18 protein-coding genes are annotated in these 23,987 nt (G+C 72.2%); 12 read left to right on the plus strand and 6 right to left on the minus strand.

The features are described from left to right. Nucleotides 1–31: 31 nt before the first annotated feature. From rimO to pspM, 6 genes are all read left to right on the plus strand, one after another. A complete protein-coding gene (rimO, locus tag AC1UKG_RS18455; protein ID WP_482642104.1) occupies nucleotides 32–1,555 on the plus strand; it encodes a 30S ribosomal protein S12 methylthiotransferase RimO in 1,524 nt (507 codons plus the stop codon). Nucleotides 1,556–1,620: 65 nt separating this feature from the next. Next, a complete protein-coding gene (pgsA, locus tag AC1UKG_RS18460; protein ID WP_018744526.1) occupies nucleotides 1,621–2,211 on the plus strand; it encodes a CDP-diacylglycerol--glycerol-3-phosphate 3-phosphatidyltransferase in 591 nt (196 codons plus the stop codon). 26 nt (nucleotides 2,212–2,237) lie between these two features. Beyond that, nucleotides 2,238–2,765, plus strand: coding sequence for a CinA family protein (locus tag AC1UKG_RS18465; RefSeq protein ID WP_029124861.1), 528 nt, complete (start codon nucleotides 2,238–2,240; stop codon nucleotides 2,763–2,765). 201 nt (nucleotides 2,766–2,966) lie between these two features. Beyond that, entirely contained in the window at nucleotides 2,967–3,422 is a 456-nt protein-coding gene (locus AC1UKG_RS18470; RefSeq protein WP_018744528.1) for a helix-turn-helix domain-containing protein, read from the plus strand. Between the two features lie 139 nt (nucleotides 3,423–3,561). Next, nucleotides 3,562–4,437 (plus strand): PspA/IM30 family protein, encoded by an 876-nt coding sequence (locus tag AC1UKG_RS18475; RefSeq protein ID WP_018744529.1) that lies wholly within the window; start codon nucleotides 3,562–3,564, stop codon nucleotides 4,435–4,437. A gap of 23 nt (nucleotides 4,438–4,460) precedes the next feature. Next, nucleotides 4,461–5,240, plus strand: a complete 780-nt coding sequence (pspM, locus tag AC1UKG_RS18480; RefSeq protein WP_018732533.1) for a phage shock envelope stress response protein PspM — start codon at nucleotides 4,461–4,463, stop codon at nucleotides 5,238–5,240. Between the two features lie 50 nt (nucleotides 5,241–5,290). Here the strand turns inward: pspM and AC1UKG_RS18485 are convergent, their stop codons facing one another. Further along, complete coding sequence (locus AC1UKG_RS18485; protein ID WP_482643213.1) at nucleotides 5,291–9,052, minus strand: hypothetical protein; 3,762 nt, start codon at nucleotides 9,050–9,052, stop codon at nucleotides 5,291–5,293. A gap of 108 nt (nucleotides 9,053–9,160) precedes the next feature. Further along, entirely contained in the window at nucleotides 9,161–10,009 is an 849-nt protein-coding gene (locus AC1UKG_RS18490) for an MmyB family transcriptional regulator (protein ID WP_018744531.1), read from the minus strand. A gap of 135 nt (nucleotides 10,010–10,144) precedes the next feature. On the opposite strand from AC1UKG_RS18490, the gene AC1UKG_RS18495 reads away from it, so the two are divergent. After that, complete coding sequence (locus AC1UKG_RS18495) at nucleotides 10,145–10,924, plus strand: NAD(P)H-dependent oxidoreductase (RefSeq protein WP_018744532.1); 780 nt, start codon at nucleotides 10,145–10,147, stop codon at nucleotides 10,922–10,924. Between the two features lie 34 nt (nucleotides 10,925–10,958). Here AC1UKG_RS18495 and AC1UKG_RS18500 read toward each other — a convergent pair whose 3' ends face one another. The 3 genes from AC1UKG_RS18500 to AC1UKG_RS18510 form a co-directional block, all read right to left on the minus strand. Next, nucleotides 10,959–11,768 carry a zinc finger domain-containing protein gene (locus tag AC1UKG_RS18500; RefSeq protein ID WP_482641727.1) on the minus strand — a complete coding sequence of 270 codons (810 nt, stop codon included), beginning with the start codon at nucleotides 11,766–11,768 and terminating at the stop codon, nucleotides 10,959–10,961. A gap of 39 nt (nucleotides 11,769–11,807) precedes the next feature. Further along, nucleotides 11,808–12,620 carry an S-adenosyl-L-methionine hydrolase gene (locus AC1UKG_RS18505; protein WP_475890399.1) on the minus strand — a complete coding sequence of 271 codons (813 nt, stop codon included), beginning with the start codon at nucleotides 12,618–12,620 and terminating at the stop codon, nucleotides 11,808–11,810. Between the two features lie 80 nt (nucleotides 12,621–12,700). Continuing rightward, a complete protein-coding gene (locus tag AC1UKG_RS18510; RefSeq protein ID WP_482641726.1) occupies nucleotides 12,701–17,362 on the minus strand; it encodes an ATP-dependent helicase in 4,662 nt (1,553 codons plus the stop codon). Nucleotides 17,363–17,536: 174 nt separating this feature from the next. Between AC1UKG_RS18510 and AC1UKG_RS18515 the strand changes: the two genes are divergently transcribed. The 5 genes from AC1UKG_RS18515 (at nucleotide 17,537) to AC1UKG_RS18535 (ending at nucleotide 23,190) form a co-directional block, all read left to right on the plus strand. After that, a complete protein-coding gene (locus tag AC1UKG_RS18515; RefSeq protein ID WP_018744536.1) occupies nucleotides 17,537–17,929 on the plus strand; it encodes a hypothetical protein in 393 nt (130 codons plus the stop codon). Between the two features lie 159 nt (nucleotides 17,930–18,088). After that, on the plus strand, nucleotides 18,089–19,645 hold the full coding sequence (locus AC1UKG_RS18520; protein WP_026325354.1) for a M20/M25/M40 family metallo-hydrolase: 1,557 nt from the start codon (nucleotides 18,089–18,091) through the stop codon (nucleotides 19,643–19,645). A 178-nt stretch (nucleotides 19,646–19,823) separates the two neighbouring features. Further along, entirely contained in the window at nucleotides 19,824–21,182 is a 1,359-nt protein-coding gene (locus AC1UKG_RS18525; protein WP_018744538.1) for a hemolysin family protein, read from the plus strand. Then, complete coding sequence (locus AC1UKG_RS18530; protein WP_018744539.1) at nucleotides 21,179–22,243, plus strand: hemolysin family protein; 1,065 nt, start codon at nucleotides 21,179–21,181, stop codon at nucleotides 22,241–22,243. The genes AC1UKG_RS18525 and AC1UKG_RS18530 overlap by 4 nt, the downstream gene beginning before the upstream one ends. A 23-nt stretch (nucleotides 22,244–22,266) precedes the next feature. Beyond that, nucleotides 22,267–23,190, plus strand: a complete 924-nt coding sequence (locus tag AC1UKG_RS18535; RefSeq protein ID WP_018744540.1) for a sporulation protein — start codon at nucleotides 22,267–22,269, stop codon at nucleotides 23,188–23,190. 45 nt (nucleotides 23,191–23,235) lie between these two features. Here AC1UKG_RS18535 and leuE read toward each other — a convergent pair whose 3' ends face one another. Next, nucleotides 23,236–23,898, minus strand: a complete 663-nt coding sequence (gene leuE, locus AC1UKG_RS18540) for a leucine efflux protein LeuE (protein ID WP_018744541.1) — start codon at nucleotides 23,896–23,898, stop codon at nucleotides 23,236–23,238. Nucleotides 23,899–23,987: the final 89 nt, after the last annotated feature.

Here is a 23,987-nt window from a genome sequence, read left to right on the forward strand (position 1 = left end):
CGGGAGGTCAACCCGCGCCCGGTACCCTCGGATGGTGTCTGCCATCCCTCCCGCACCCGCCGACGGCCGCCGTGTCGCCCTGCTGACCCTGGGCTGCGCCCGCAACGAGGTCGACTCCGAGGAGCTGGCTGCCCGGCTGCACTCCGACGGCTGGCAGGTGACCACCGACGGTGAGGGCGCCGACGTGGTGGTCGTGAACACGTGCGGGTTCGTCGAGAAGGCCAAGCAGGATTCGATCCAGACGCTACTGGCCGCCGCCGAAACCGGCGCGAAGGTGGTGGCGGCCGGGTGCATGGCCGAGCGGTACGGGCGGGAGCTCGCGGAGAGCCTGCCCGAGGCGCAGGCGGTGTTGAGCTTCGACGACTACCCGGACATCTCCGATCGACTCGGAGCGGTGCTCGCCGGAACCGCGGTTGCCGCGCACACCCCACGGGACCGGCGGGAACTCCTACCGCTCACCCCGGTACGGCGGGCGGAGGCGGCGGTGTCGGTGCCGGGCCACGGCACCCCGGCCGCCGTGGCGCAGCCCGGTGTGCGGTCCGCTCCGATCGAGGTCGACGAGCACACTCCGGCGCATCTGCGTCCGGTGCTGCGGCGTCGGCTCGACACCGGACCGGTCGCGTCACTCAAGCTGGCCAGCGGCTGCGACCGACGGTGCGCCTTCTGCGCCATCCCCGCCTTCCGCGGTGCGTTCGTCTCCCGCCCGCCGGAGGCGCTGCTCGCCGAGGCGGAGTGGCTGGCCAGCACCGGGGTGCGGGAGTTGGTCCTGGTCAGTGAGAATTCCAGCTCCTACGGCAAGGACCTGGGCGACCCGCGGGCACTGGAGAAGCTGCTGCCCCAGCTCGCCGCGGTGGACGGCATCGTGCGGGTGCGCGCGAGCTACCTCCAGCCGGCCGAGACCCGGCCCGGACTGGTCGAGGCGATCGCCACCACGCCGGGCGTCGCCCCGTACTTCGACCTGTCGTTCCAGCACTCCAGCGAGCCGGTGTTGCGGCGGATGCGCCGGTTCGGCTCCACCGACCGGTTCCTGGAGCTGCTGAGCACCATCCGGGCGTTCGCCCCGGAGGCCGGCGCGCGGAGCAACTTCATCGTCGGGTTCCCCGGCGAGACCCGGGCCGACGTCGCTGAGCTGGTCCGCTTCCTGGAGGAGGCGCGGCTGGACGCGATCGGGGTGTTCGACTACAGCGACGAGGACGGCACCGAGGCCGCCGGTCTGCCCGGTAAGGTCACCGCCGCCACCGTCAGGCGCCGCTACGACCGGCTCAGCGCGCTCGCCGACGAGCTCTGCGCGCAGCGGGCCGAGCAGCGGCTCGGCTCGACGGTGCAGGTCCTGGTCGACTCGGTTGACGACGGTGTGGTGGAGGGCCGGGCCGCGCACCAGGCTCCCGAGGTGGACGGCTCGACGACCCTGGTCGCACCCCCCGAGGGCGGGGTGGACCTCACTGCCCTGCGCCCCGGTGACCTGGTGCAGTGCACGGTCACCGCTACGGAGGGTGTGGACTTGCTCGCCGTACCGGAGGCGATGATCTCGGCGGCTCCTGGCGTGGCACGGTGACGGTGGGTGCAGGGGACCCGGCCGGCGCACCTGGTGCGGGGCCGGGTCGGCGGCGGGACGCGGCGATGATCGGAGCGGCAGAGCCGGCCCCGGCGGCTCCCCGGGTGCCGGTGCTCAACGCCGCGAATGCGCTGACGTTGCTGCGGCTGGTGTTGGTGCCGGTCTTCGCCGTCTCGGTGGTCGTCTCCGAGATGACTCATGTCGGCTGGCGGATCGTGGCCTGTCTGATTTTTGTCGGGGCTTCCTTCACGGACCTGGTGGACGGGTGGATCGCTCGCCGGTTCGGGCTGGTCACCTCGGTGGGAAAGGTGGCCGATCCGATCGCGGACAAGGCGCTCACCGGTGTCGCGCTACTGCTGCTCTCCGGCTACGACCAGCTTTCGTGGTGGGTAACCGGAACGATCCTCTTTCGGGAACTGGGCATCACCGCACTGCGGTTCTGGGTGATCCGGCACGGCGTCATCGCCGCCAGCCGGGGCGGGAAGATCAAGACGGCCCTGCAGACCCTCGCGATCGTCTGGTACCTCTGGCCCATGCCGGCGCCGCTGGACCTGGTCGGACCATGGGTCATGGGTGCCGCGGTGGCGGTTACCGTGGTCAGTGGCCTCGACTACGTGGTGCGGGCGCTGCGCCTGCGGCGGCGGAACGAGGGCTGACCGGGCCCGGCGAAGGGGGAGCCACGATGGGGCTGGGAGCGGACGGCGAACGGCCCGTCGAGGGCCCGGCCGCCAGCGTCGTGCATGACCTGGTCAAGCGGCGGGAGACGCTCGCCACCGTCGAATCGCTGACCGGTGGCCTGCTCGCCGCCACGATCGTGGAGGTCCCCGGGGTGAGCAGCGTCTTCCGCGGCGGGCTGGTGGTCTACGCGACCGAGTTGAAGGCTCAGCTGGCCGGAGTGTCGGCGGAGCTGCTCGCCGGGCGCGGGCCGGTTGACCCGGACGTGGCCATGGCGCTCGCGTTGGGGGGCCAGCGGCGGTGCGCCGCCGACTGGGGCGTGGCGACCACCGGGGTGGCCGGACCGGAGCCGCAGGGCGGCAAACCGGTCGGCCTGGTCTACGTGGCGGTGGCCGGTCCGAGCGGCAGCGTGGTCCGGCGGCTGGAGTTGGGCGGGGGCCGTGATCTCATCCGGTCCGCCACCGTGGTGCAGGCGCTTCGACTGCTGGCCGAGCAGGTGGCCGAGGTGCCCGGTGCTGCCGGCGGCGGTGCGTAGCGACACCGAACGTGATACGGTCGGCACTCTTTGTCGATAGCGTTGCCGTTCGGCAGGCTCGCCCGCTCGCAGCCCGATTCGGCAAGTGGGGCGGTATGTCGGTCAGGCCGGCACCGGGTACGGTTGCGGGAAGGTTCCGGTGGTCGGGGCCCGGAATCCCCGGGTCGCCGAGGCACGGAGTGTTCCTCCAGGGGAGGTGCGATGGTCCTGCTGCGCCGGCTGATCGGTGACGCGCTACGGACACGCCGGCAGGGGCAGCACCGCACCCTGCGCGAGGTTTCCTCTGCCGCCAATGTCAGTCTCGGCTACCTATCCGAGATCGAGCGCGGGCACAAGGAGCCGTCGAGCGAGCTGCTGGCCGCCATCTGTGATGCGCTTGGTGCCCGCCTCTCCGAGCTGTTGCGCGAGGTGAGCGACACGGTGGCCCTCGCCGAGCAGATGCCGGGGGTGCTGGTGCCGGTCCAGGATGAGCCGACCGGGCAGCAGCCCGCCCCGGTCCCGGCCGCCAGCCCCGGCAAGACCGCCGGCCGGGCGGTCCGCCAGGTCTCCTCCTCGGACGGCACGGTGTCGGTGCAGGTCCGCCAGGATTCGCCGCTCAAGGCGACCCTGCACACCCGGGTTCGCAAAACAGACCGGGACGTGGTCTGCGCCGCCTGAGCGCGCGTAGGGTTGTCGTGGCCCCGCCGCATTGCTGGCGGCTGCCCAAACTGGCATCCGCCTGCGACGATAGAGCCACTGCCGTCGCGGCCGGCCAGGTCGCGGCCGGCCGCGTTGCTAGTGAGGGGATACCGCGGAGATGGCGAACCCGTTCGTCAAGGGTTGGAAATATCTGATGGCGCTCTTCGGCACCAAACTCGACGAGCGTGCCGATCCGAAGGTGCAGGTCCAGCAGGCGATCGAGGAATCTCAGCGGCAGCACCAGCTGCTCGTCCAGCAGGCCGCCGCGGTGATCGGCAACCAGCGGCAGCTGGAGATGAAGCTGTCCCGGCAGATGTCCGAGGTCGAGCGGCTGCAGGGCAACGCCCGCCAGGCCCTGGTCCTGGCCGACCAGGCCCGCGCTCGGGGCAGCGTCACCGAAGCCACCCGCTACGAGCAGTCCGCTCAGGCGCTCGCCACCCAGCTGGTCACCGCCGAGCAGGCCACCGAAGACCTCAAGACCCTGCACGACCAGGCGCTCGGCGCGGCGGCCCAGGCACGTAAGGCGGTCGAGAACAACTCGATGATTCTCCAGCAGCAGCTTGCCGAGCGGGCGAAGCTGCTCAGCCAGCTCGAGCAGGCCAAGATGCAGGAGAACGTCGCCGCGTCACTGGAGTCGATGTCCGCGATCACCGCTCCGGGTACCACCCCCACCCTGGACGAGGTGCGCGAGCGCATCGAGCGGCGCTACGCCAACGCCATGGGCCGAGCCGAGCTCGCCGGCAACTCGGTCGAGGGACAGATGCTCGACATCCAGCAGGCAGCCCTCGACGCGGCGGGTTCCGCCCGACTCGACCAGATCCGTGCCGGCATGGCCGGGGAACAGCTACGCGGCGCCGCCGAGCGGCCGGCCGTCACCCGACCCGAGCAGCAGGGCGCTCCGGTCGCCGACCCGGCCGCCGCGGCCCGGCTCGACGAGATTCGCTCCACCCTGGGCCGCGAACGCGGCACCGGGGACAGCACCGCCGCCGGCTGAGCGGCGCGGGTTGGGGAGGCGACGTGGCAGACGAACGGACGCGGTACTTCCGGCGACTGAGCCGCCGGCGGCGGTCTGCCCGCCGATGGAGCGTCATCGCCGGTGGGCTCGGTGGCGCGGCGGCGGTGCTGACGCCGTACGCCGGTCTGGGATTACCCGACGCCGCCTGGGCCGCCGGTGCGGGTGGGGCGATCGTGCTCGCCGCCTGGCGCTGGGCCGATCTGCGGGCGCTCGCCGCCCAGCCGGCGCCGCCGGCGTTGGACCCGGCCGAGGCGGCGGCCCATTCGCGGGCCCGGCTGGTCGCGGCGGTGGAGCGCCTTCCCGCCGGCCCCGGCATCCTCGCGGAGGCCCGCCGGGTGCGGTCCCGGGTCGCGCTGCGCGGCACCAGCGCCGCCGAGCCGTGGGGCCGGCTGGATCGGGCCGGGTCTACCTTCGCCGGCCTGCGGGACCGGCTGACCGGGCTGGCGGCACCCGCGGTCGCCGAAGCCACCGCGGCCGACCGTTCCCTTCGGGACCTCGCCCTCCGCGTCGCGGAGGTCGAACGGGCCATTCGGCTCGCGCCGTCCGAGACCCGGCCCCCGCTTGAGCAGGCCTGGGCGGCCCTCGCCGGCCAGCTACACAGCGGCGTCGCGGCGTACGAGCGGCTGGTGGCCGCCGCCGCTGGCTATGTGGCCGAGAATGTGCGGTCCGATGTCCCAGAACCGGCGGTGGACCGGCTCACCGAGGCGACCGACCTGCTGCACGGGGTGGCGTCGGCCCTCGCGGAGCTGCGCGCCACCGACCCCACCTTCCGTACCTCCTGAGCCAACCGGGCCGGCGACCACGTCTTTCTCAGCTGCGCGAACCAGGCCGCTCAACCCGGCGTCGTCACGGCGATCGGGGCGGTGAAGGGGGACATCCCGACCACGTTGAACGCGCGGATCCGATAGTGGTAGGTGGTGCGTCGCGTCAGGCCCGTGTTGGTGAACCCCCGTCCGTTCACGGTGAAGGTGGCTACCTCGTGGGTGAACGCCGGGTCCGTGGCCCGCTGCACGGTGAATCCGGCGCCGGACCCGGCGGGCACGCTCGCCGCCCAGCCGAGGATGACCGTCGCGGTGTCCGGTGCGGACGTGGTGGTGGTGACCGTCACCGCGCCCGGTACGCCCGGCCGGGGTGGTGTGGTTATCTGAGCCACTGTGGACCACGGTGAGGCCGCGCCCAGGTAGGTGGTGCGCACCCGATAGTAGTAGCGGGTGTCGGGCGCCACGGCGGTGTCCAGATGGGTGTCCCCAACACTGATGGCCGTGGTGCCGGGCCCGCTGGTGAAGGTCGGGTTGGTGGCCCGCTGCACATCAACGCCGGTGGCGAAGGAGTGGTTGCGCCAGTGCAGCCCCACCCGGAGCGGTGCCGCCGGCGGCACCGCCGCGGCCAGGCGGGTGGGGGCGGTGAGCCACACCGAGGCGGGCGCGCAGTTCGACCAGGCCGAGCAGCTGACCGCGTTCTCCGCCCGGAGGCGGTAGTAGTAGGTCACCCCGGGGGTGACGGTCGCGTCGGTGTAGTGGGTGGCGCTGGCGGCTACCGTGATCGTGGCGAGCTCAGCGGTGAACGCCGGGTCAACGGCGCGTTGGAGCTGGTGACTGGTGGCTGCGGGCCGATTGCCGTTGCCGGTCCAGGCGAGCAGGATCGCCGGCAGCGCGGTGGCCGATCCGGGCCCCGGGGTCGCGGAGAGTCCGGTCGGCGCCGGTGGCGCGACCCGCAGCACCAGCGGTCGACTCAGGCCCTGGTCTCGATAACCGGCGAGCTGGCTGTGCCAGCGGTACTCCCAGCCCAGGTTGACCGGCTGGTGGAGCACCGGCGCAGCCCGGCCGTCGCGCGGTGCGCCGCCGAGGTGGACACCGTCCGGCCAGCCCGGCTCCGCCGCCCGTACGCTGTCCGCGATTTTGAACGGGAGGGGTGGTGCGACCGGGCGCAGCGCGACCACCACATCCTCATGTGGGTTGACCCGGACCACCTGTTTCCAGCCCATCTCATTTGGTGCCGGTGGGCGGAGCGTGCCGTCCCAGCCGGCTCGGTTGACCAGTTGCAGGTCGACACCGTCGAGGCGGACCGGCTGGGTCTGCCGGTCGGCGCCGCGTAGCCGCCACAGCTGCACGCCGCCGCTGGCTGAGCCGGCCGGTACCGCCGGCTCGACGACCGGCACCACCTCGGTGGCCGGGTCGGTCGGGCTGAGGGGCACCACGGTCGGCGTGAGTGGCCCTCCGGGCGGCGGGCCGACACCGAAGCGGCCGGCGAGTCGGCCGTACGTCGGCTCGAAGACCTGCTTGATGATCTTCACGGCGAGCGGTAGCAGGACCGGGCACACGTCTCCGGCTGGGGTGAATGCGACCGTGGTGGCATGTACCGGGACGATGGTCTCCCGAGCCGTGTGGGTGCCGAAGGCGGTGTCGTAGGCGGGCTGCGGCACGATCGGCGGGCGCTGGCTGGCCGCGTACGCCTGCGGTAGCCGCTCCTGGAGCCGGGCCAGGTCGTAGCGGGGCGCCGGGACGCCGGTCACCCGGAACTGCAGCAGAGTACGGGTGTTCGGCCCGAACCCGGGACGGCTCGGCGGTGTCCCGCCCGCCGCGGTGTGGTCCGGGGCGTGGGTGTGGTGGTCGTAGCGCGGGTCGAAGTCAGGGAGCGGGGCCGGGGCGTCGTTGTAGAGGAGCACGGTGCTGCCGGGGGCGACGGTGGCGAAGTCCACCAGGACATCGGCCTGCTCCCCGGGGGCGAGTAGCAGCGTGTGCCGGTCCACGTTGAGGACGGTGGGGTCGCGCCGGTCGTATCGGTAGGTCACCGGCTGGTTGGGGAGCACGACCGGGGCCGGTAGGAGCCCCCCGTCGTTGCCGATCTGCACCAGGTCGGGGCCGGCGGCGAGCGGATCCGGCACCCCGCCTTCCCGCCCGTCCGTCGGCCACCGGCTGGGTCGGCTGGGAGACGGAATCGCCGCCACCATCGGAATCTCCCCGGCGCCCGGGTCAGCGAGCCCGCCATCGCTGTCCCACATCGGGCCGGCGGAGCGCGTCTGGTAGAGCTGGAGGTTCAGGCTGCGGTCCAGGCACGCGTTGAGGACACGGAACCGGTAGGTGCGCGGTTCGACCATCAGCCACGGGTACGCGATGCCGTTGATCAGTACCGTGTCGCCGTACGCGGCTGGCACCGCCGATGGGTGGGGTACGCCGGGTGCCATCGGCGGCTCACTCGAGTCGTCGCCGACCGGGTCGTGGTGTGGGTTCGGGACCGGCCTCGGTCCGGTGTTGTGGGGCTCGGTTGAGCTGTCGGGCCTGACGCCGTTGGGTCCAGTGCTGCTGGGTCCAGTGCTGTTGGGTCTGGCGGCGCTGTCCGCCCCGAGCTCTTCGGCGGTTCGTGTCCACGGCCCGTAGTCCCAGCGCCCGGTCGGGTTGATGCCGTCGTCGCGGTACGGGTTCTGCCGGGGTTGGTAGATGTGTGGGTGCCAGAGGCTGCCCCGTGCGCCCCACCGGTCGCGGTCCCAGGTCGGGTCGGTGGCGGCCAGCCGGCTGTCGTCGGGCACGAAGGTCTTGTCCTCGAAGACCAGCGGGATCTGGTCGGCGGGCAGCACCTCGTCGGCGACCAGGTCGTCCTCGGCCGGCTCGGTGATCAGGTAGATACCTAGTTGTCCCGAGTAGCTGGTGAGCCGGGCCAGTCCGACGGTGTTGTCGTGGAACGCGAGCAGCCGGCCGCTCTGCGCGTTCGGGTAGTACAACGTGGTGGCACCCCGGCCGGGCGGCGGCATGTCCGGTACGGGGGTCAGCCCGGGACCGGTCGGGTACGGGGTGATCTCTGTGGCAGGTGTGATCCAGTGCCACGGGTTTCCGGCGCTGATCCAACCGGTCTGGGCTCCAGCGAGGTGCAGCACCGCTCGATTCTGTGGATATGGTGCCGGCCCGCCCAGTGGCCCGTGGCCGGCGCCGTCGATGGTCGGGTCAACAGGAAGGAACAGTTCACCGGCTCGACCGGTGGGAAGCTGGTTGATGAACTTGACCCGTACCGGCCGGCTGCGTCGCGCGAGGATCACCGGGCCGAGGTGGATCGGGCATTTCGGTGGGGTGACAGTGTTGTGTCCGGTCGCATCGGTACCAAGATTCAGCTGCCGGTATCCCCGTAGCCGGGTGGCCGGAAGGTCCCGGTGCAGCCGTTGCGCGTACTCCTGAAGGCCGATTTCGTAATAGTCGCAGCCCGGGTAGGTGATCGTGTCGGGTACGGCCACCGGCAAGCAGCCGGGGTCGTGGGCTGAGCCGAGCGTGGGCAGCGGGTCCACGAACTTGCGGATGCCGGTGCCGGGCACCACGTCGCCATTGCCGTCCAGGGTTGGCAGCGGACTGTGGGAGTGGTTCGGCACCGGGCCGAAGTAGCGGGGCAGTGCCGCCGGGTCCAGCGCTGTCGGTGCCGCCGGGTCCGGGGCCGTCGGTGGTGCCGGATCCAGGGTCGTCGGCGGGTTCGGGACCTCCGCTGGCGGGCTCGCGGCGTCCTGCGCGTTCCGGGTCGCCGGCACCAGCGGGCCGTCGTCATCGGTGGCGTCTGTGTGGTTGGTGGCGGGTCGCACGGCCCAGGGGATCCGGAATCTGCGGAACAGGTCCATGGCTCTCCCGGCGTCGGGCGCGGCACCGACCACCTCGGCGTGGCGGTGGACGCGCGAAACGAACGGTACGTGAGCGCTCCACCGCAGCATGCGACCTGTGCGGGTGGGTTAGGAAGTATCCAATCGTCCCTTTCTGGGACTGCCCGTCACCTCGTCCGTGCCCAGCCCCGCGAGCAGGCGTAGTCCGTCCTCGCTGGGGCTGCCGGGGGCCGCGGACAGGACCAGCAGCTCCACGCCGGATTCGTCCGGTGGCATGAGGCTCTCCTGGTGCAGTTCCAGGAGCCCGACCAGCGGATGCCGGTAGGTCCGGCGTCCGTGGGTGCGGGCGCGTACGTCCGCGCGGGCCCAGAGGCCGCGGAAGCGCTCGCTCCCCATGGCCAGTTCGCCGATGAGCGAGGTGAGGCGGGGCTCCTCGGGGTATTTGCCGGCAGCCAGGCGCAGGTGTCCGACCACGTTGAGCGTGCACGCCTCCCAGTCCGCGTACAGACCGCGTTCGTCCTCCTCGAGGAAGATGTGCCGAGCGGTGTTCAGGCCCGGCATCGGCAGCCCGTAGAGGAGCCGGGCGAGGCGGTTTCCGGCGAGCACGTCCAGGCGATGGTTCATGATCAGCGCGGGCGCGTCGGCCATCAGGTCGAGGATGTGGAGCAGTTCGGGCCGGACCCGCCCGCCCGGTGTCTTCGTGCGGTGGCGACGCTGTCGGGCGAGCCGGTAGAGGTGCTCGCGTTCGGTCTCGTCGAGGCCGAGCACGCGGGCGAGCGCGTTGAGGACCTGGTCGGAGGGTTGGGTCGCGCGGCCCTGCTCCAGGCGTACGTAGTAGTCGACGCTGACTCCGGACAGGTGCGCGACCTCCTCGCGGCGCAGCCCCTGCACCCGGCGGTGCCGGTCGGTGGGGATGCCGACGGCCGTCGGGTCGACCCGGGAACGCCGGGTCCGCAGGAAGCCCGCGAGACTGTCCATCCCCCCAGTATCGCCGGGCTACTGCCGCGAGGGTGGTACTGCTGTTACCAGGAAGTCCCATCCGAGGAAGCGGCACCCCTGAATGTCGAGCGCCCCGGCGCCCAGGATCGAGACACCGATCCGAAGGGAGCCCTCATGAAGACGCTGATCGTCTATGCCCACCCAGAGTCGACGTCGCTCAACGGCTCGTTGAAAGACCTCGCCGTCGCCACCCTGCGTACCGCCGGACACGAGGTGCGGGTCAGCGACCTGTACGCGATGAACTGGAAGGCGGTCGTGGACCGCACGGACTACGAACCCGACGCCACCGGTCGGCTGAGGGTCGCCCTGGACTCGGGCCGAGCCTTCGACGCCGGGACACTCACCCCGGACATCCTCGCCGAGCAGGAGAAGCTGCGGTGGGCCGACACGGTCATCTTTCAGTTCCCGCTGTGGTGGTTCACCATGCCCGCGATCCTCAAGGGCTGGGTGGACCGGGTGTTCAGCCTTCATTTCGCGTACGGCGTCGGCGAGTACAGCGACACCAGGTTCGGTGACCGCTTCGGCGAAGGCACTCTGGCCGGCAGGAAGGCCTTGCTGTCGGTGACCGCCGGTGGATCGGAGCCGCACTACTCTGACCGGGGGATCAACGGCCCCATCGAGGACCTGCTGTTCCCGATCCAGCACGGCATTCTCTACTACCCGGGTATGGAGGTGCTGCCGCCGTTCGTGCTGTACGGCGCCGATCGGCTGACCGACGAGGACTACCCGGACATCGCCAAAGCCTGGACGCAGCGCCTGCTCACCCTGGAATCGACCGAGCCGATCGCGTTCCGACAGCAGAACTCCGGCGACTACGAGATCCCCTCGTTGCGGCTGAAGGAGGGGCTGGAGCCCAGGGGGCGTACCAGCTTTGGGCTGCACCTGAGGGGCTGACCGTGGTCGCCCACCACCGCCTCGACGGTCTGTCTCAGCCGGGACGTTCGGGTTGGCAGGTCGGGCACCAGTAGGTCACCCGCTCGCCCTGCTCCTGCCGGCGGATCGTGGTGCCGCAGCGGCGGCAGGGCTGAGCCCGCCGGCCGTACACGTAGGTGGTCTGTCCCCGGTGCCGCGATCCGGTGGTGCTCTGGGTCCAGCGCCCCCGGTTGGCGGCGAGCAGCCGCTGCGCCAGGGCGACCAGGCCGATCAGGTCGGGTACGGCGCGCACCGGTGTCCACGGCGACACCCCGCGGAGGAACAGCACCTCGCACTTGTAGAGGTTGCCGACCCCGGCGAGGTTGCGTTGGTCGAGCAGGGCGGTGCCGATGGTGACCTCGGCGCCGGCGGTCAGGCGCTGGACCGCCTCGACCGGGTCCCAGTCGGGGCCGAGGAGGTCCGGGCCGAGATGGCCGACGAGGCGGTGCTCTGCGGCGGTCGGCACGAGGGCGAGGTCGTGCAGGTGATAGCCGACGGCCACCGCCCGGGGGCCGCGCAGCACCGCCCGGATCAGGTGTGCCGGGCGGGCGGACCAGCGCCCTCCGGGCGGATACGCGCGCCAGCTGCCGTCCATCCGTAGGTGCGAGTGCAGCGTCCAGCGCTCGCCGTCGCCGTGGTCGGTGCGCGCAGCCGCGAGCCGCAGCAGCAGGTGTTTGCCCCGGCTGGTTGACTCCCGGACCGTCCAGCCGGCGAGGTGCGTCGTGGCGAGTTGTGGCACGCGGAGGTCAGCGCCGATCAACCGGTCGCCGGCCAGCGCCCGCTGAAGTATGTGGGCGGTGTTCCAGATGGTGTCGCCTTCGGGCACCTCCCCATCCTCCCGCTCGGGCGGCCTCGGCGCTGCCGGTCAACCGGCGGTGACGCGGAGCTGGTCGCCCGGCGCCACCCCGAGCCGGTCGGCGGCCCGCCCACCGTTGACCGCGACCGCGACCAGGCCGGCCGAGTCCACGTGCACCAACAGCCCTCCCGGCGGTGCGTCGTCGAACGTCCGGGCGTGCACCGCGTACGCACCGACGCGGTCCGGGCCCGTTGGCCGGTGCGCGACCCGAAGTGATCGGGGTAGCGGTTCCAGTAGGGCGCCCGTCGCCGCGAGCTGCACGTTGCCGAAGTGGTCCACGGTCAGTATCTCGGCGGTGAACCCGTCGGCCTCCGGCTGGACCAGCGGCGCCGGCAGCCGGACCAGGGTGGTGGGCTCGATGGCCGGGCCGGCGTCGGCGAGCGGCGCACCGAGCGCCAGCCGGGCCGCTACCGGCGCGAAGATGTCCCGCCCGTGGAAGGTGGCGGACAGCTGCGCTCCGAGCCAGTTCCGGTTCGTCAGCTCCACCGCCGCGCGGACCCCGCCGAGCGCCGCCGCCGCCTCCCACAGCAGCCCGTTGTCCGGGCCGACCAGCAGTCCGTCCCCGGCGGCGAGGGCGACCGCCCGACGAGCGGTGCCCACGCCGGGGTCAACCACGGCGAGGTGGACGGCGGCCGGCAGGTACGGCACGGTCTGTGCCAGCACCGCGGCGCCCCGCCGCACGTCGCCGGGCGGGACCAGGTGGGTCACGTCAATCACCCGGGCGGTGGGCGCCAGCCGGGCCAGCGTCCCATGGCAGGCGGCCACGAAGCCGTCGGCGAGACCGTAGTCGGTGGTGAAGGAGATCCAGGGCGTCGGCGCCATGGAGGGAAGGCTAGCTGAGCCAACCGGTCGACCTGGGCACCCGGCGGACAGCCCGGGGCGGCCCGAAATCGGCGGACCGATCAGGCCCGGAGGCGGAGCCCGCGGGGGGTGGCCCGGAACCCGGCGGCCGTCAACGCGTCGCGCAGCGGTGACGAGCGCACCGCCTCGCCGTCGGCCCGTTCGACGGAGATCGTCCCGAGGGCTCCACCCTGCACGGCGTCGGCGAGCGCCTTACCGGCGCTCGCCAACAGGTCGCTGTCGTCGGTGAAGGAGAGCAGCGTCCGACCGCCCCGCTCGACGTAGAGGACCAGATCGCCGGAGACCAGCACCACCAGGGCGCCGGCCTTGCGGCCGGCTCGGTGTCCGGTCGGGGTGGCACCGCCGTCCCCGGAGTCGACCACCCGTTCCGGCCAGGGCAGCGCCGCGCCGTACGGGTTGGCGGGGTCGGTCGCGGCGAGGACCAGAGCCAGGCCGGCACGGACGCGTCCACCGTCAGCCGGGTCGGCCAGTGCGCGCAGTCGGTCAACCGCCCCGGGTACGGCGAACTGCGCGGCCCCCAGCCCTTCCACGAAGTAGCCGCGCCGGGTGGCGCCCCGCTCCTCCAACGCGGACAGCACCGGGTAGACGGCGGCGAACCCGCCGGGCACCTGCTCCGCCGCGACCGCTCCCCGAGTGACCACGCCGTGCCGTTCCAGCAGGACGTCGGCGAGCGCCGCGGCGCGGCGGGTCGGGTCGGTGTCCCGTTCGGGCAGGCGCGACCAGCGGCCGGCGACGGTGGGTGGGCCGCCGCGTGACGGCAGGGCGACGCGGCCGGGTCGTCGGTAGCGGGTACGGGGTGTGGCCGGGCGGGACCGGTGTGCCCCGCGACCGGCCAGCAGGGCCCGCAGCGGGGCGAGGGTGTCGTTGGTCAGGTGACCGGCCCACACCAGATCCCAGACGACGGCGGCGAGCGCGGCGTCGTCGGTGGAGCCCAACCGGTCGGACAGGGCACGGAAGAACAGCGCCTGTCCATCGTCGAGGGCGTCGAGCACCGTGTCGTGCAACGGGGTACGGGTCAGGGCCGCATCCGGCGGGGGAAGCAGCAGTGGGGCGGTGTCCGCGTACGCGAGCACAACCCAGCCGTCCCCGCCGGAGATCGCCCCGGAACCGGCCCACAGCACCTCGCCGCTGGTGCACAGCTCGTCGAGCTGGGCGGGGGAGTAGTCGGCGATCCGGGCCGGCAGCACCAGGCGCTCCAGGGCGGAGCCGGGCAGGGCCAGCCCCTGCACCTGTTCCAGGGCCGCGGCTAGCGCCGGCACCCCCCGCCCGGCCGCACCGACCTGTTGCCAGCGGGGCAGAAAGGTGGCCAGCGCCCGGGGCGGCACCGGCTCGATCTCCCGGCGCAGCGCCGCGAGGGAGCGGCGGCGCAGCATTCGTAGCACCTCGGCGTCGCACCACTGGATGCCGACCGTGTCGGGGGCGAACTCCCCGGCGAGCACCCGGCCGGCGGCGGCGAGCCGACGCAGCGCCCCTTCGACCACCGCCACCCCGAGCCCGAATCGGGCGGCGCAGGTGGCGGCGGTGAACGGCCCGTGCGTGCGCGCGTAGCGGGCGATGAGGTCACCGAGTGGGTCGGCCACCGGGGCCAGGTACGCCTCGGCCACGCCGCCGGGCAGCGCCACGCCCAGCGCGTCCCGCAGCCGGGCGGCGTCCTCGACTCCCACCCAGCGTTCCTCGCCGGCGATGCGGACCCGCAGTATCCGGCGGGCGGCGACCAGCTCGGTCAACCACTGCGCCGGCGCCCCCCGCTCGGCCAGCTCGGCGCTGCTCAGGTCGCCGACCACCCGCAGCAACTCGACCACGTCCTCGGCGTCGCGGGGTCGGCGCTGTTCGGTGCGCCAGCGCAGCTGGCGTTCGGTTTCGGCGAGCACCGCCGGGTCGAGTAGTTCCCGCAGGTCGACCCGGCCGAGCAGCTCGCCGAGCAGGGCCGAATCCAGGGTGAGGGCGGCGGCACGCCGTTCGGCGAGGGGAGCGTCCCCCTCGTAGAGGAACGTCCCGACGTAGCCGAAGAGCAGTGACCGCGCGAACGGCGACGGCTGCGCCGTCTCCACCTCGACCAGGCGTACGGTGCGGGCGGCCAGGTCGCGCATCAGCGCGGCGAGCGCGGGCTGGTCGAAGACGTCCTGGAGACATTCCCGGGCCGCTTCCAGGGTGACCGGGAAGTCCGCGTACTCCCGGGCGACGTCGAGGAGTTGCGCGGCGCGCTGCCGTTGCTGCCAGAGCGGCTGTCGGCGGCGCGGATCGCGACGGGGCAGCAGCAGCGACCGGGCGGCGCACTCGCGGAACCGGGCGGCGAACAACGCCGAGGTGCCCACCGACTCCTCGACCAGTTGGGTGATCTCTTCGGGCTCGAAGACGACCGTCTCCGCGCCCGGTGGCTCCGCGGCGGTGTCGGGCAGGCGGACGACGATCCCGTCGTCGGCGGGGAGCACCTGGGCGTCCACCCCGTACCGCTCGGTGAGCCGGCGGCCGATGGCCAGCGCCCACGCGGCGTTGACCTGGGCGCCGAGGACGCTGTGTACGGCGAGCCGCCAATCACCCAGCTCGTCGCGGAAGCGCTCGACCACCACGGTCCGGTCGTCCGGCAGGCTACGGGTGGCCGCCTGCTGTTCCCGCAGGTACGCCAGCAGGTTTCCGGCTGCCCATTCGTCGAGGCCCCCGGCGCGCAGCGTGGCTGTGGCGGCGTCGTCGTCGGTCCGCAGCAGGGCGCGGAGGCGGGCGCCGATGGCCCGACCCAGCTCCACCGGGCGGCCCGGCTGGTCGCCCTTCCAGAACGGCATCTTGGCCGCCTGGCCTGGCGCGGGGGTTACCAGTACCCGGTCGGCGGTGATGTCCTCGATTCGCCAGGACGATGAGCCGAGGAGGAAGACATCGCCGACCCGCGATTCGTAGACCATCTCCTCGTCCAGTTCGCCGACGCGCGCGGCCCGCTCCGCCCCGGCCAGGAAGACGCCGAACAGACCTCGGTCGGGGATGGTGCCGCCGCTGGTCACCGCGAGCCGCTGGGCACCGGGCCGCCCGGTCAGCAGGTCGGTGGCGCGGTCCCAGACCAGGCGGGGCCGCAGCTCGGCGAAGGCGGTCGACGGGTAGCGGCCGGAGAGCATGTCGAGCACCGCGTGCAGCGCCGAGTCGGGCAGCTCCGCGAAGGGTGCGGACCGGCGGACCAGATCGGCCAGGTCGCTGACCTGCCACGGCTCGAGTGACACCATCGCCACGATGTGCTGGGCTAGCACGTCGAGGGGGTTGCGGGGGTGGTGCAGCTCTTCGATCGCGCCTTCGGCCATCCGTTCGGCCACCACCGCGCAGGCGAGCAGGTCTCCTCGGTGCTTGGGGAACACCACGCCCCGGGAGACGGCGCCGACCTGGTGTCCGGCGCGGCCGACGCGCTGGAGCCCGGCGGCGACGCTCGGCGGGGCCTCGATCTGCACGACCAGGTCGACCGCGCCCATGTCGATGCCCAGTTCCAGGCTGGAGGTGGCGACCACCGCCGGGAGCTGCCCGGATTTGAGCGACTCCTCGATGTGTTCGCGTTCGGTTCGGGAGACGCTGCCGTGGTGGGCACGGGCGAGCACCGGTGGCGCTCCGGTCCCCGACCCGGCTTGTGCCATCAGCTCGGCGGGCGGTCGGGGGGCGGGTCGGGGCCTGTCCGGCGTTGCGGTGCCCGGTGCTCGGGTGCCGAGCGCCTCGACGCTCGGGGCGTTGCCGGCGAACTCCTCGGCGGCCAGGTCGTTGAGCCGGGCGCAGAGTCGCTCGGCGGAGCGGCGGGAGTTGGTGAAGACGATGGTCGAGCGGTGCGCCCGGACGAGGGCGTAGACCCGCTCCTCCACGGCCGGCCAGATCGACGCGCGGCGGGGGCGGTCGAGGTCGGGCCCGGGTTGCTCCGGCTCGTCGAGGAGGGTCATGTCGGCGACCGGGACCTGGACGCCGATGTCGATGGTCTTGGCGGTGGGCGGGGCGACCACGTCAACTGGCCGGGCTCCACCGAGGAAGCGGGCGCAGGCGTCAACCGGCCGGACGGTGGCGGAGAGGCCGATGCGCTGGGCCGCGGTGGGCAGCAGCTCGTCGAGCCGTTCCAGCGACAGCGCGAGGTGGGCTCCGCGCTTGGTGCCGGCCACCGCGTGCACCTCGTCGACGATGACCGTCTGCACGCCCCGGAGTGAGTCGCGGGCGGCGGAGGTGAGCAGGAGAAACAACGACTCCGGGGTGGTGATGAGGACATCCGGCGGGGTCCGGGCGAAGGCGCGGCGCTCGTCGGTGGGGGTGTCGCCGGTGCGCATGCCGACGGTGATCTCGGGCGGGGTCAACCCCAGCCGGGCGGCGGCTTGCCGGATGCCGGTGAGCGGCGTGCGCAGGTTCCGTTCGACATCGACCGCGAGCGCCTTGAGGGGGCTGACGTAGAGCACCCGGCAGCGCTGCCGGGGTTGCGCCGGGGCGGGCTCGCGGGCCAGCCGGTCCAGCGACCAGAGGAACGCGGCCAGGGTCTTGCCGGAGCCGGTGGGGGCCACGACCAGCGCGTTGCGGCCGGCGCCGATGGCGCGCCAGGCCCCCGCCTGGGCCGCGGTTGGCGCGGCGAACGCCGCAGCGAACCATTCCCGGGTGGCCGGGCCGAACGCGTCCAGCGCGGTGTTGTCGGTCGGGTGGGGCGCTGCGGTCGCGTCGCTGGCCTCGCCGCTCGTCGACCTGCCGCCCAACTGGTTCGCCACGTCCCCATCGTGCCCCCACGGTCCGACACGTATCCGAAGAGCTGTGGCGTTCTGTCCGTCTAGACACTAAAAGCATTGAATGTAACTATGGATTGCTTAAGTCTTAGTTAACTGCTTGATTGTGGCCCACAACATAAAGTAACTTCCTCGCGATGTAGCGCGAGTGGAGGGCGGATGGCGGTCGAGAAGGCGCCGGCGGCGGTGTCGACGACGAGTAAGCGGGCGGCCCGGGCTGGCACCGATGTGCTGATCCGGAAGGTCGACGGTCATCTCGCCGCCGTCCGCGCCGGCCTGGCCGAGCCCGAGTTGGAACTCGCCGAGCGGCTCGCCCAGGTGCTGCGCGAGCTGGTCGTCTCCACGGCCCGGGCCAGTGCCGCGGACCGGGGTCGAGTGCGCGCGGCCGTGCACTACTTCGTCCTGCGTCGGGAGAGTCGGGGGCGGTTGCTCTCGGTGCGCTCGCTGACCGCCGCCCAGCGGGTCGTCAACCGTGTCGTGCTCGACCTCGGGCGTCCTGACCTGCTGGTCGAGGCGCGTTGGGACTGTCGCCCCGGGGGCCCGCCGCGCTGACTGCCCTCGGGGGGCAGCGCCCCGCTGGTTGCCTTCAGGTCGGTTCACGTCTTGCCGTACGGGGAGTGTCAGGGCACGCTGGGATAGCGAAAGCTGTCAATGTAGTCCCGGATGTGTGGTCGTGCCCATTGGTACGGCCCGCCCCGACCCGGAGGACCCATGAGAACCCGTACCCCTCGACCCGTCTGGCCGGCGGTGCTGGCCGTCGTGGCCGTGACAGCGCTGACCGCCACCGCGGCCGCCGCTGCGCCGGTGCACCCCCGCCTCGCGCCGTCCTCGACCGCCGTCGACGCCCCGGACATCCCGCTGGCCAACGTGAAGGCCCACCTGACCCAGCTCCAGTCGATCGCCAACGCCAACGGCGGAAACCGGGCGCACGGTCGACCCGGCTACCTGGCCTCGGTGAACTACCTACGGTCGCAGCTCGACGCGGTCGGCTACACCACCACCGTGCAGTCGTTCACCTACGCCGGTGCGACCGGCTACAACCTGCTCGCCGAGTGGCCGACGGGTGACCCGGACGCCGTGGTCCTGACCGGAGCGCACCTGGACGGCGTCACCAGTGGACCGGGCATCAACGACAACGGGTCCGGCTCGGCGGCCATCCTCGAGGTGGCACTGGCCGTACCGAGCAGCGGCTTCACCCCGGACAAACGGCTACGGTTCGCCTGGTGGGGCGCGGAGGAGTTGGGTCTGCGCGGTTCCCGTCACTACGTGAACAGCCTGTCGGGCGCGGAGCGCGACCGGATCAAGCAGTATCTCAACTTCGACATGGTGGCGTCGCCGAACGCCGGCTACTTCGTCTACGACGGCGACGACTCCGACGGGGTGGGCGCCGGCCCCGGGCCCGAGGGCTCCGCCGAGATCGAGCAGACCATCCAGGCGTACTACACCTCGATCGGCGTGACGACCCAGGGCACCGACTTCAACGGCCGCAGCGACTACGGGCCGTTCATCGCGGTCGGCATCCCGGCTGGGGGCACGTTCACCGGCGCGGAGGGCATCAAGTCCAGCTCCCAGGCGGCGCTCTGGGGCGGGACGGCGGGACGGGCTTTCGACTCCTGCTACCACCGTTCGTGCGACACCATCGCCAACGTCAACGACACGGCGCTGGACCGCAACGCCGACGCGATCGCGTACACGGTGTGGGAGTTGGCCCAGACGTCCCCGCCGGGTGAGACGGTCTGGAGCGACACCTTCGAGACCGCCACCGGCTGGGTCGTGGACCCGGCCGGGACCGACACCGCCACCACCGGGGCCTGGGAACGCGGCGACCCCGCCACCACCAGCAGTTCCGGGACCACCCTCCAACTCGGCACCACGGTGAGCGGTAGCTTCGACCTGGTCACCGGCGCGGCTGCGGGCAGCAGTGCGGGCAGTCACGACGTCGACGGTGGCGTCACCACGATCCAGTCCCCGGCGGTCAGCCTGCCGTCGACCGGCGCGCTGACCCTCAGCTTCTCCTGGTACCTCGCCCATCTCAGCAACGCCACGAGTGCCGACTACCTGCGAGTCCGGGTGGTGGGCAGTAGCACCGTGACGGCGTTGAACGTCACCGGCACGGCGAGTAACCGGGCGGGGTCCTGGCAGCTAGCCAGCGCGGACATATCAGCTCTAAGCGGCCAGACAGTACACATACTGATCGACGTGGCGGATGCCAGTAACCCGAGCCTGGTGGAGGCCGCCGTCGACGACGTGCGGATCACCCAGAGCTGACCGTGCGCCGGAAGGGTCCGCGTCGCCGTGACCCTTCCGGCACCGCCAGCGTACTTTCAGGTCCTCCCGATAAAATGGATGGCATGATCGACTCGTCTGCCCAGGAGGGCAGCAGTAGCAAGCCGGGTTATGCCCGGCTATCCCCGGCCCCGAGATCGACGGGAGCCCTGAAGCTCCCGTGTTGATCGTCGTTGGGCTCCTCTTCATCGTTGTCCTCACCGCGGCCACCGGATATTTCGTGGCCCAGGAGTTCGGCTACGTCGCCGTGGATCGGGGCAAGCTCAAGCAGCGTGCCGCCGAAGGTGACAAGGCCTCGGCCCGGGCCCTGGAGGTGACCGGACGGCTGTCGTTCATGCTCTCCGGCGCCCAGCTCGGCATCACGGTCACCGCGCTGCTGGTCGGCTACGTCGCTGAGCCGTATCTCGGCGCTGGTCTGGCTGACCTGCTCGGGTTGTCCGGGATGTCCGACCGGGTCAGCGGGCCGCTGTCCGTCGCGTTCGCGCTGCTGATCGCCACCATCGTGCAGATGGTGCTGGGTGAGCTGGCACCCAAGAACCTCGCTATCGCCCGCCCCGAGGCGCTCGCTCGGGCGCTCGCCGGCTCCACCCTGATCTACCTCAAGGTCGCCGGCCCAGTGATCAAGCTCTTCGACCGGGCGGCCGTCCGGCTGCTCCGCCGGGCGGGTGTGGAGCCCGTCGAGGAGCTGCCCAGCGGGGCGACCCTGGAGGATCTGGAGCAGATCATCGCCGAGTCCCGTGAGGGCGGGCACCTCACCGCGGAGATGTCCACCCTGCTGGACCGCGGGTTGGATTTCCGTCAGCTCACCGCCGGGGAAGCCATGGTGCCCCGGGTCGACGTGCACACCGTCCGCGCCCACGAGCCGGTCAGCCGCGTCGTCGAGCTACTCGAGACCGGCCGTTCCCGGTTCCCCGTCCAGGGGGCCGAGGGTGTTGACGACGTGATTGGTGTGACCGGCATCGCCGATGTGCTCGGTGTGCCGTTGGAGCGCCGCGCCACCACCCCGGTCGGTACGGTGTCCGTTCCCCCGCTGCTGGTGCCGGAGACCCTGCCGTTGCCGACGGTGCTGGACCGGCTGCGCTCCAGTCACCGGCAGCTCGCCTGCGTGGTTGACGAGTACGGTGGCTTCGCCGGTGTGATCACCTTGGAGGACATCGCCGAGGAACTGGTGGGGCCGATCCGAGACGAGGACGATCCGCCGGAGCGGATACCGACCCGGCAGCGCGATGGCTCCTGGGTGGTGCCGGCTCGCTGGCGGATCGACGAGGTCGCCGACAGCACCGGCATCTCGCTGCCCGTGGCCCCGGAGTACGACACGCTCTCCGGGCTGGTCATGCGGGAGCTGGGCCGGGTACCCGAGGTGGGTGACCAACTGGAGGTCGCCCTGCCGGCGGACGGGGATGAGGCGGCGGCCGGCCCCCGGGCGCTGGTTGAGGTGCTCGTGGTCGACCGGCACGTCGCCGACTCGGTCCGGCTGCGCCTGCAGGAGTCGGAAGGTCAGCCGGAGGTGCAGGCATGAGCGTCAGTGTTGCTCTCGCGGCCTCGGTGGTCCTGCTGGCATTGAACGGGTTCTTCGTCGCCGCCGAGTTCGCCCTCGTGGCGAGCAAGAGCTACCGGCTGGAGCAGGCCGCCGCCGGTGGTGGCCGAGGTGCCCGGGCCGCGCTGGACGGCGTACGCGAACTCTCGCTGATGTTGGCCGGCGCGCAACTGGGCATCACCCTGTGCACGCTGGGGCTCGGTGCGCTGGCCGAACCGGCGATCGAGCAGCTGCTCAGCCCGCTGCTGTATGCCGTGGGCCTGCCCAGCGCGGCGAGTCACGTGATCGCGTTGATCTTCGCGTTGAGCCTGGTGACCTTCCTGCACCTGGTGGTGGGGGAGATGGCGCCGAAGTCGTGGGCGATCACCGACGCGGAGCGGTCGGCGACGTTGTTGGCGCTGCCGTTCCGCGCTTTCGCCCGGGTCGCCCGGCCGGTGCTGTCGGCCCTGAACTCCCTGGCGAACGGCATCCTGCGGCTGGTCAAGGTCCAGCCACAGGATCAGCTTGCCCAGGTGCACGGCCCGGAGGAGCTGCGCCTCCTGCTGGAGCAGTCCCGCGAGCACGGGCTCCTCGGTGCCGAGCAGCACGAGTTGCTGACCAGCATGCTGCAGCTGCAGGGCACCACCGTGGCGCAGGTGATGGAGCCGTTCGACCGGATCGTCACCGTGCGACGGGACGCGGACGCGGGCCAGATCGAGCAGGTCAGCCGCGACAGCGGGCGGTCCCGCCTGGCGGTGCTCGACGAGGCCGGTGACGTCTGCGGGCTGGTGCACGTACGGGAGGCGGTTCGGGCCGCGGCCAGCCGTCCGACGGCGACGGCCGAGACGTTGATGACGACCGCGTTCACCCTGCCCTCGTCCGCCACGGTCACCGAGGCGGTGGGGGCGATGCGGGCCCGGCGTTCCCAGCTGGCGTTGGTCCGCAACGGTGGGGGGCCGACCCGTCCGGTCGGTTTCGTCGCGCTCGAGGACCTGCTGGAGGAGGTCATCGGCGAGTTCGACGACGAGACGGACCAGGTTCCTCGGGGACGGCGGTTGCGCTGATCTGGGCTGGGTAACCGGGGCCGGTGCGGTTGACGGGGGTGTCGCCGGAGTCCGGTCGGACGGGGCTGACCGTCCGGACCGCGCTGGCCAACCCGAGCACCCGCCCCGGCCTCCGGCTGCCGGGGCGGGTGACCGTCAGCGCCGGCCCGGTTGACGTTCCGGTGCTGCATGTCCGGCTCGGCCTGGTCACGTCGGCCGAGCCGGACGACCCGGAGGACTCCCGGCGGCTGGTGCAGTTCCATCAGGCGGAGATCGCCACCGGGTTCGTCCTGCGCGCCGGGCGGGCCCGCAGTATTCCGTTCTCGTTTCCGATGCCCTGGGAGACCCCGCTGACGGTCGTCGGCGGAGCGCCGCTGCTCAGCCTACGGATGGGGCTGCGTACCGAGGTGGCGATCGAGCCCGGGCTGGATCAGGGCGCGATGGTGCCGCTCTTCGTGCACCCGCTGATCGCCCAGGCGCACATCCTCACCACCCTGGACATGCTGGGGTTCAGTCTGCGGCAGGCCGGCGCGGTCGCGGCCCGGTTGCCCGGCGTTGAGCAGCAGCTCTCGCTGCACCAGCGGCTGGGCTACTGGGTGGCGCCGTTGTACGCCGGGCCGATCACCGAACTGGAGGTGATCTTCATCGCGAACTCCGCCGGTCTCGAAGTGCTCCTCTGGTGCGATCGGCGGCTGGCGCTGGCCGGGATCACCCACCAGAGCATCAGTCGGTTTCGGGTCTGGCATGACGGTGCCGAGCGGCAGGACTGGGTGACCACCGTGGATGGGTGGCTGCGGAGTGCGATCAACCGGCACGCGGCGATGGCGGCGCACGCCGACTGGTCGGCGCCGATCAACGAGTCCGCCCATGTGAGCCGACCTCCGGACGCGCCACTGCCGCCGGGATTCGGGCTGGGCGGCACGGCCGGTGGCCCGGGCGTCGGCGGCGGCAGTGGCGACGGCACGTGAGTCGGGGCGGGCCGGCCGCTGGCGGTGGCACGTGACCGGGGTGGGTCAGCCGGTGGCGAGTTTCAGACTGAAGCCGAGGAAGAGCGCACCAACCGTGGTCGTCCCGCCCGCGGCCAGGCGGCGGCGTTGGTGGAACTGGGCGGCCAGGAAGGTGCCCGCGAAGATCAGTATGGTCAGGAAGAGCGCGCTGATGAGCTGTGCGATGGACCCGAGGAGCAGGAACGACAGCGCCGGCCAGGGGTAGTGCGGGTCAACGAACTGGATGAAGAACGAAACGAAGAAGAGGATCGCCTTCGGGTTGAGCAGGCTGATCACCAGGGCCCGGCGGAACGGGCTGCGGGGTGGGGCGGGGTCGCCGGCGTCGAGAAGTCGCGGGGTGGCCGGGTCGTGGCGGGCCCGCCACCGCTGCCAGGCCCCGCGCAGCATTCCCAGGCCCAGGTAGCCCAGGTAGGCGGCGCCGGCATATTTGATCACCAGGAAGAGCGGCGGGTACGCCTGGAGCAGGGACGCCACTCCGGCGGCCGAGAGGATCATCAGGACTCCGTCGCCCACGAACACCGCGCTGGCCGCGCGGTAGCCGGCGGCCACGCCTCGGCGGGCGGCGGTGGAGAGTACGAAGAGCGAGTTGGGTCCGGGCAGCATGATGATCGCCACGGTGCCCAGCACGTACGTCCAGATGTCGGTGATCCCCAGCACGCCGGACATCATGCCGGTGCCGACACCACCGGGGCGAGTCCTTTCCCTGGCGCTGGTCTGTGTCGTTGGCCACCGACGGCCCGGCGTGGGCGGTGCGAACG

The sequence above is a fragment of the Salinispora sp. CH2A1_6 genome, assembly GCF_056820975.1.

Bases quoted from the DNA above. Each gene is read 5' to 3' on its own strand.
- rimO (WP_482642104.1), top strand. From the start codon at position 32: ATGGTGTCTGCCATCCCTCCCGCACCCGCCGACGGCCGCCGTGTCGCC.
- AC1UKG_RS18530 (WP_018744539.1), top strand. From the start codon at position 21,179: ATGAGCGTCAGTGTTGCTCTCGCGGCCTCGGTGGTCCTGCTGGCATTG.
- AC1UKG_RS18515 (WP_018744536.1), top strand. From the start codon at position 17,537: ATGGCGGTCGAGAAGGCGCCGGCGGCGGTGTCGACGACGAGTAAGCGG.
- AC1UKG_RS18485 (WP_482643213.1), bottom strand. From the start codon at position 9,052: ATGGACCTGTTCCGCAGATTCCGGATCCCCTGGGCCGTGCGACCCGCC.
- AC1UKG_RS18490 (WP_018744531.1), bottom strand. From the start codon at position 10,009: ATGGACAGTCTCGCGGGCTTCCTGCGGACCCGGCGTTCCCGGGTCGAC.
- AC1UKG_RS18505 (WP_475890399.1), bottom strand. From the start codon at position 12,620: ATGGCGCCGACGCCCTGGATCTCCTTCACCACCGACTACGGTCTCGCC.
- AC1UKG_RS18475 (WP_018744529.1), top strand. From the start codon at position 3,562: ATGGCGAACCCGTTCGTCAAGGGTTGGAAATATCTGATGGCGCTCTTC.
- AC1UKG_RS18465 (WP_029124861.1), top strand. From the start codon at position 2,238: ATGGGGCTGGGAGCGGACGGCGAACGGCCCGTCGAGGGCCCGGCCGCC.
- leuE (WP_018744541.1), bottom strand. From the start codon at position 23,898: ATGATGTCCGGCGTGCTGGGGATCACCGACATCTGGACGTACGTGCTG.
- AC1UKG_RS18520 (WP_026325354.1), top strand. From the start codon at position 18,089: ATGAGAACCCGTACCCCTCGACCCGTCTGGCCGGCGGTGCTGGCCGTC.
- AC1UKG_RS18495 (WP_018744532.1), top strand. From the start codon at position 10,145: ATGAAGACGCTGATCGTCTATGCCCACCCAGAGTCGACGTCGCTCAAC.
- AC1UKG_RS18470 (WP_018744528.1), top strand. From the start codon at position 2,967: ATGGTCCTGCTGCGCCGGCTGATCGGTGACGCGCTACGGACACGCCGG.
- pgsA (WP_018744526.1), top strand. From the start codon at position 1,621: ATGATCGGAGCGGCAGAGCCGGCCCCGGCGGCTCCCCGGGTGCCGGTG.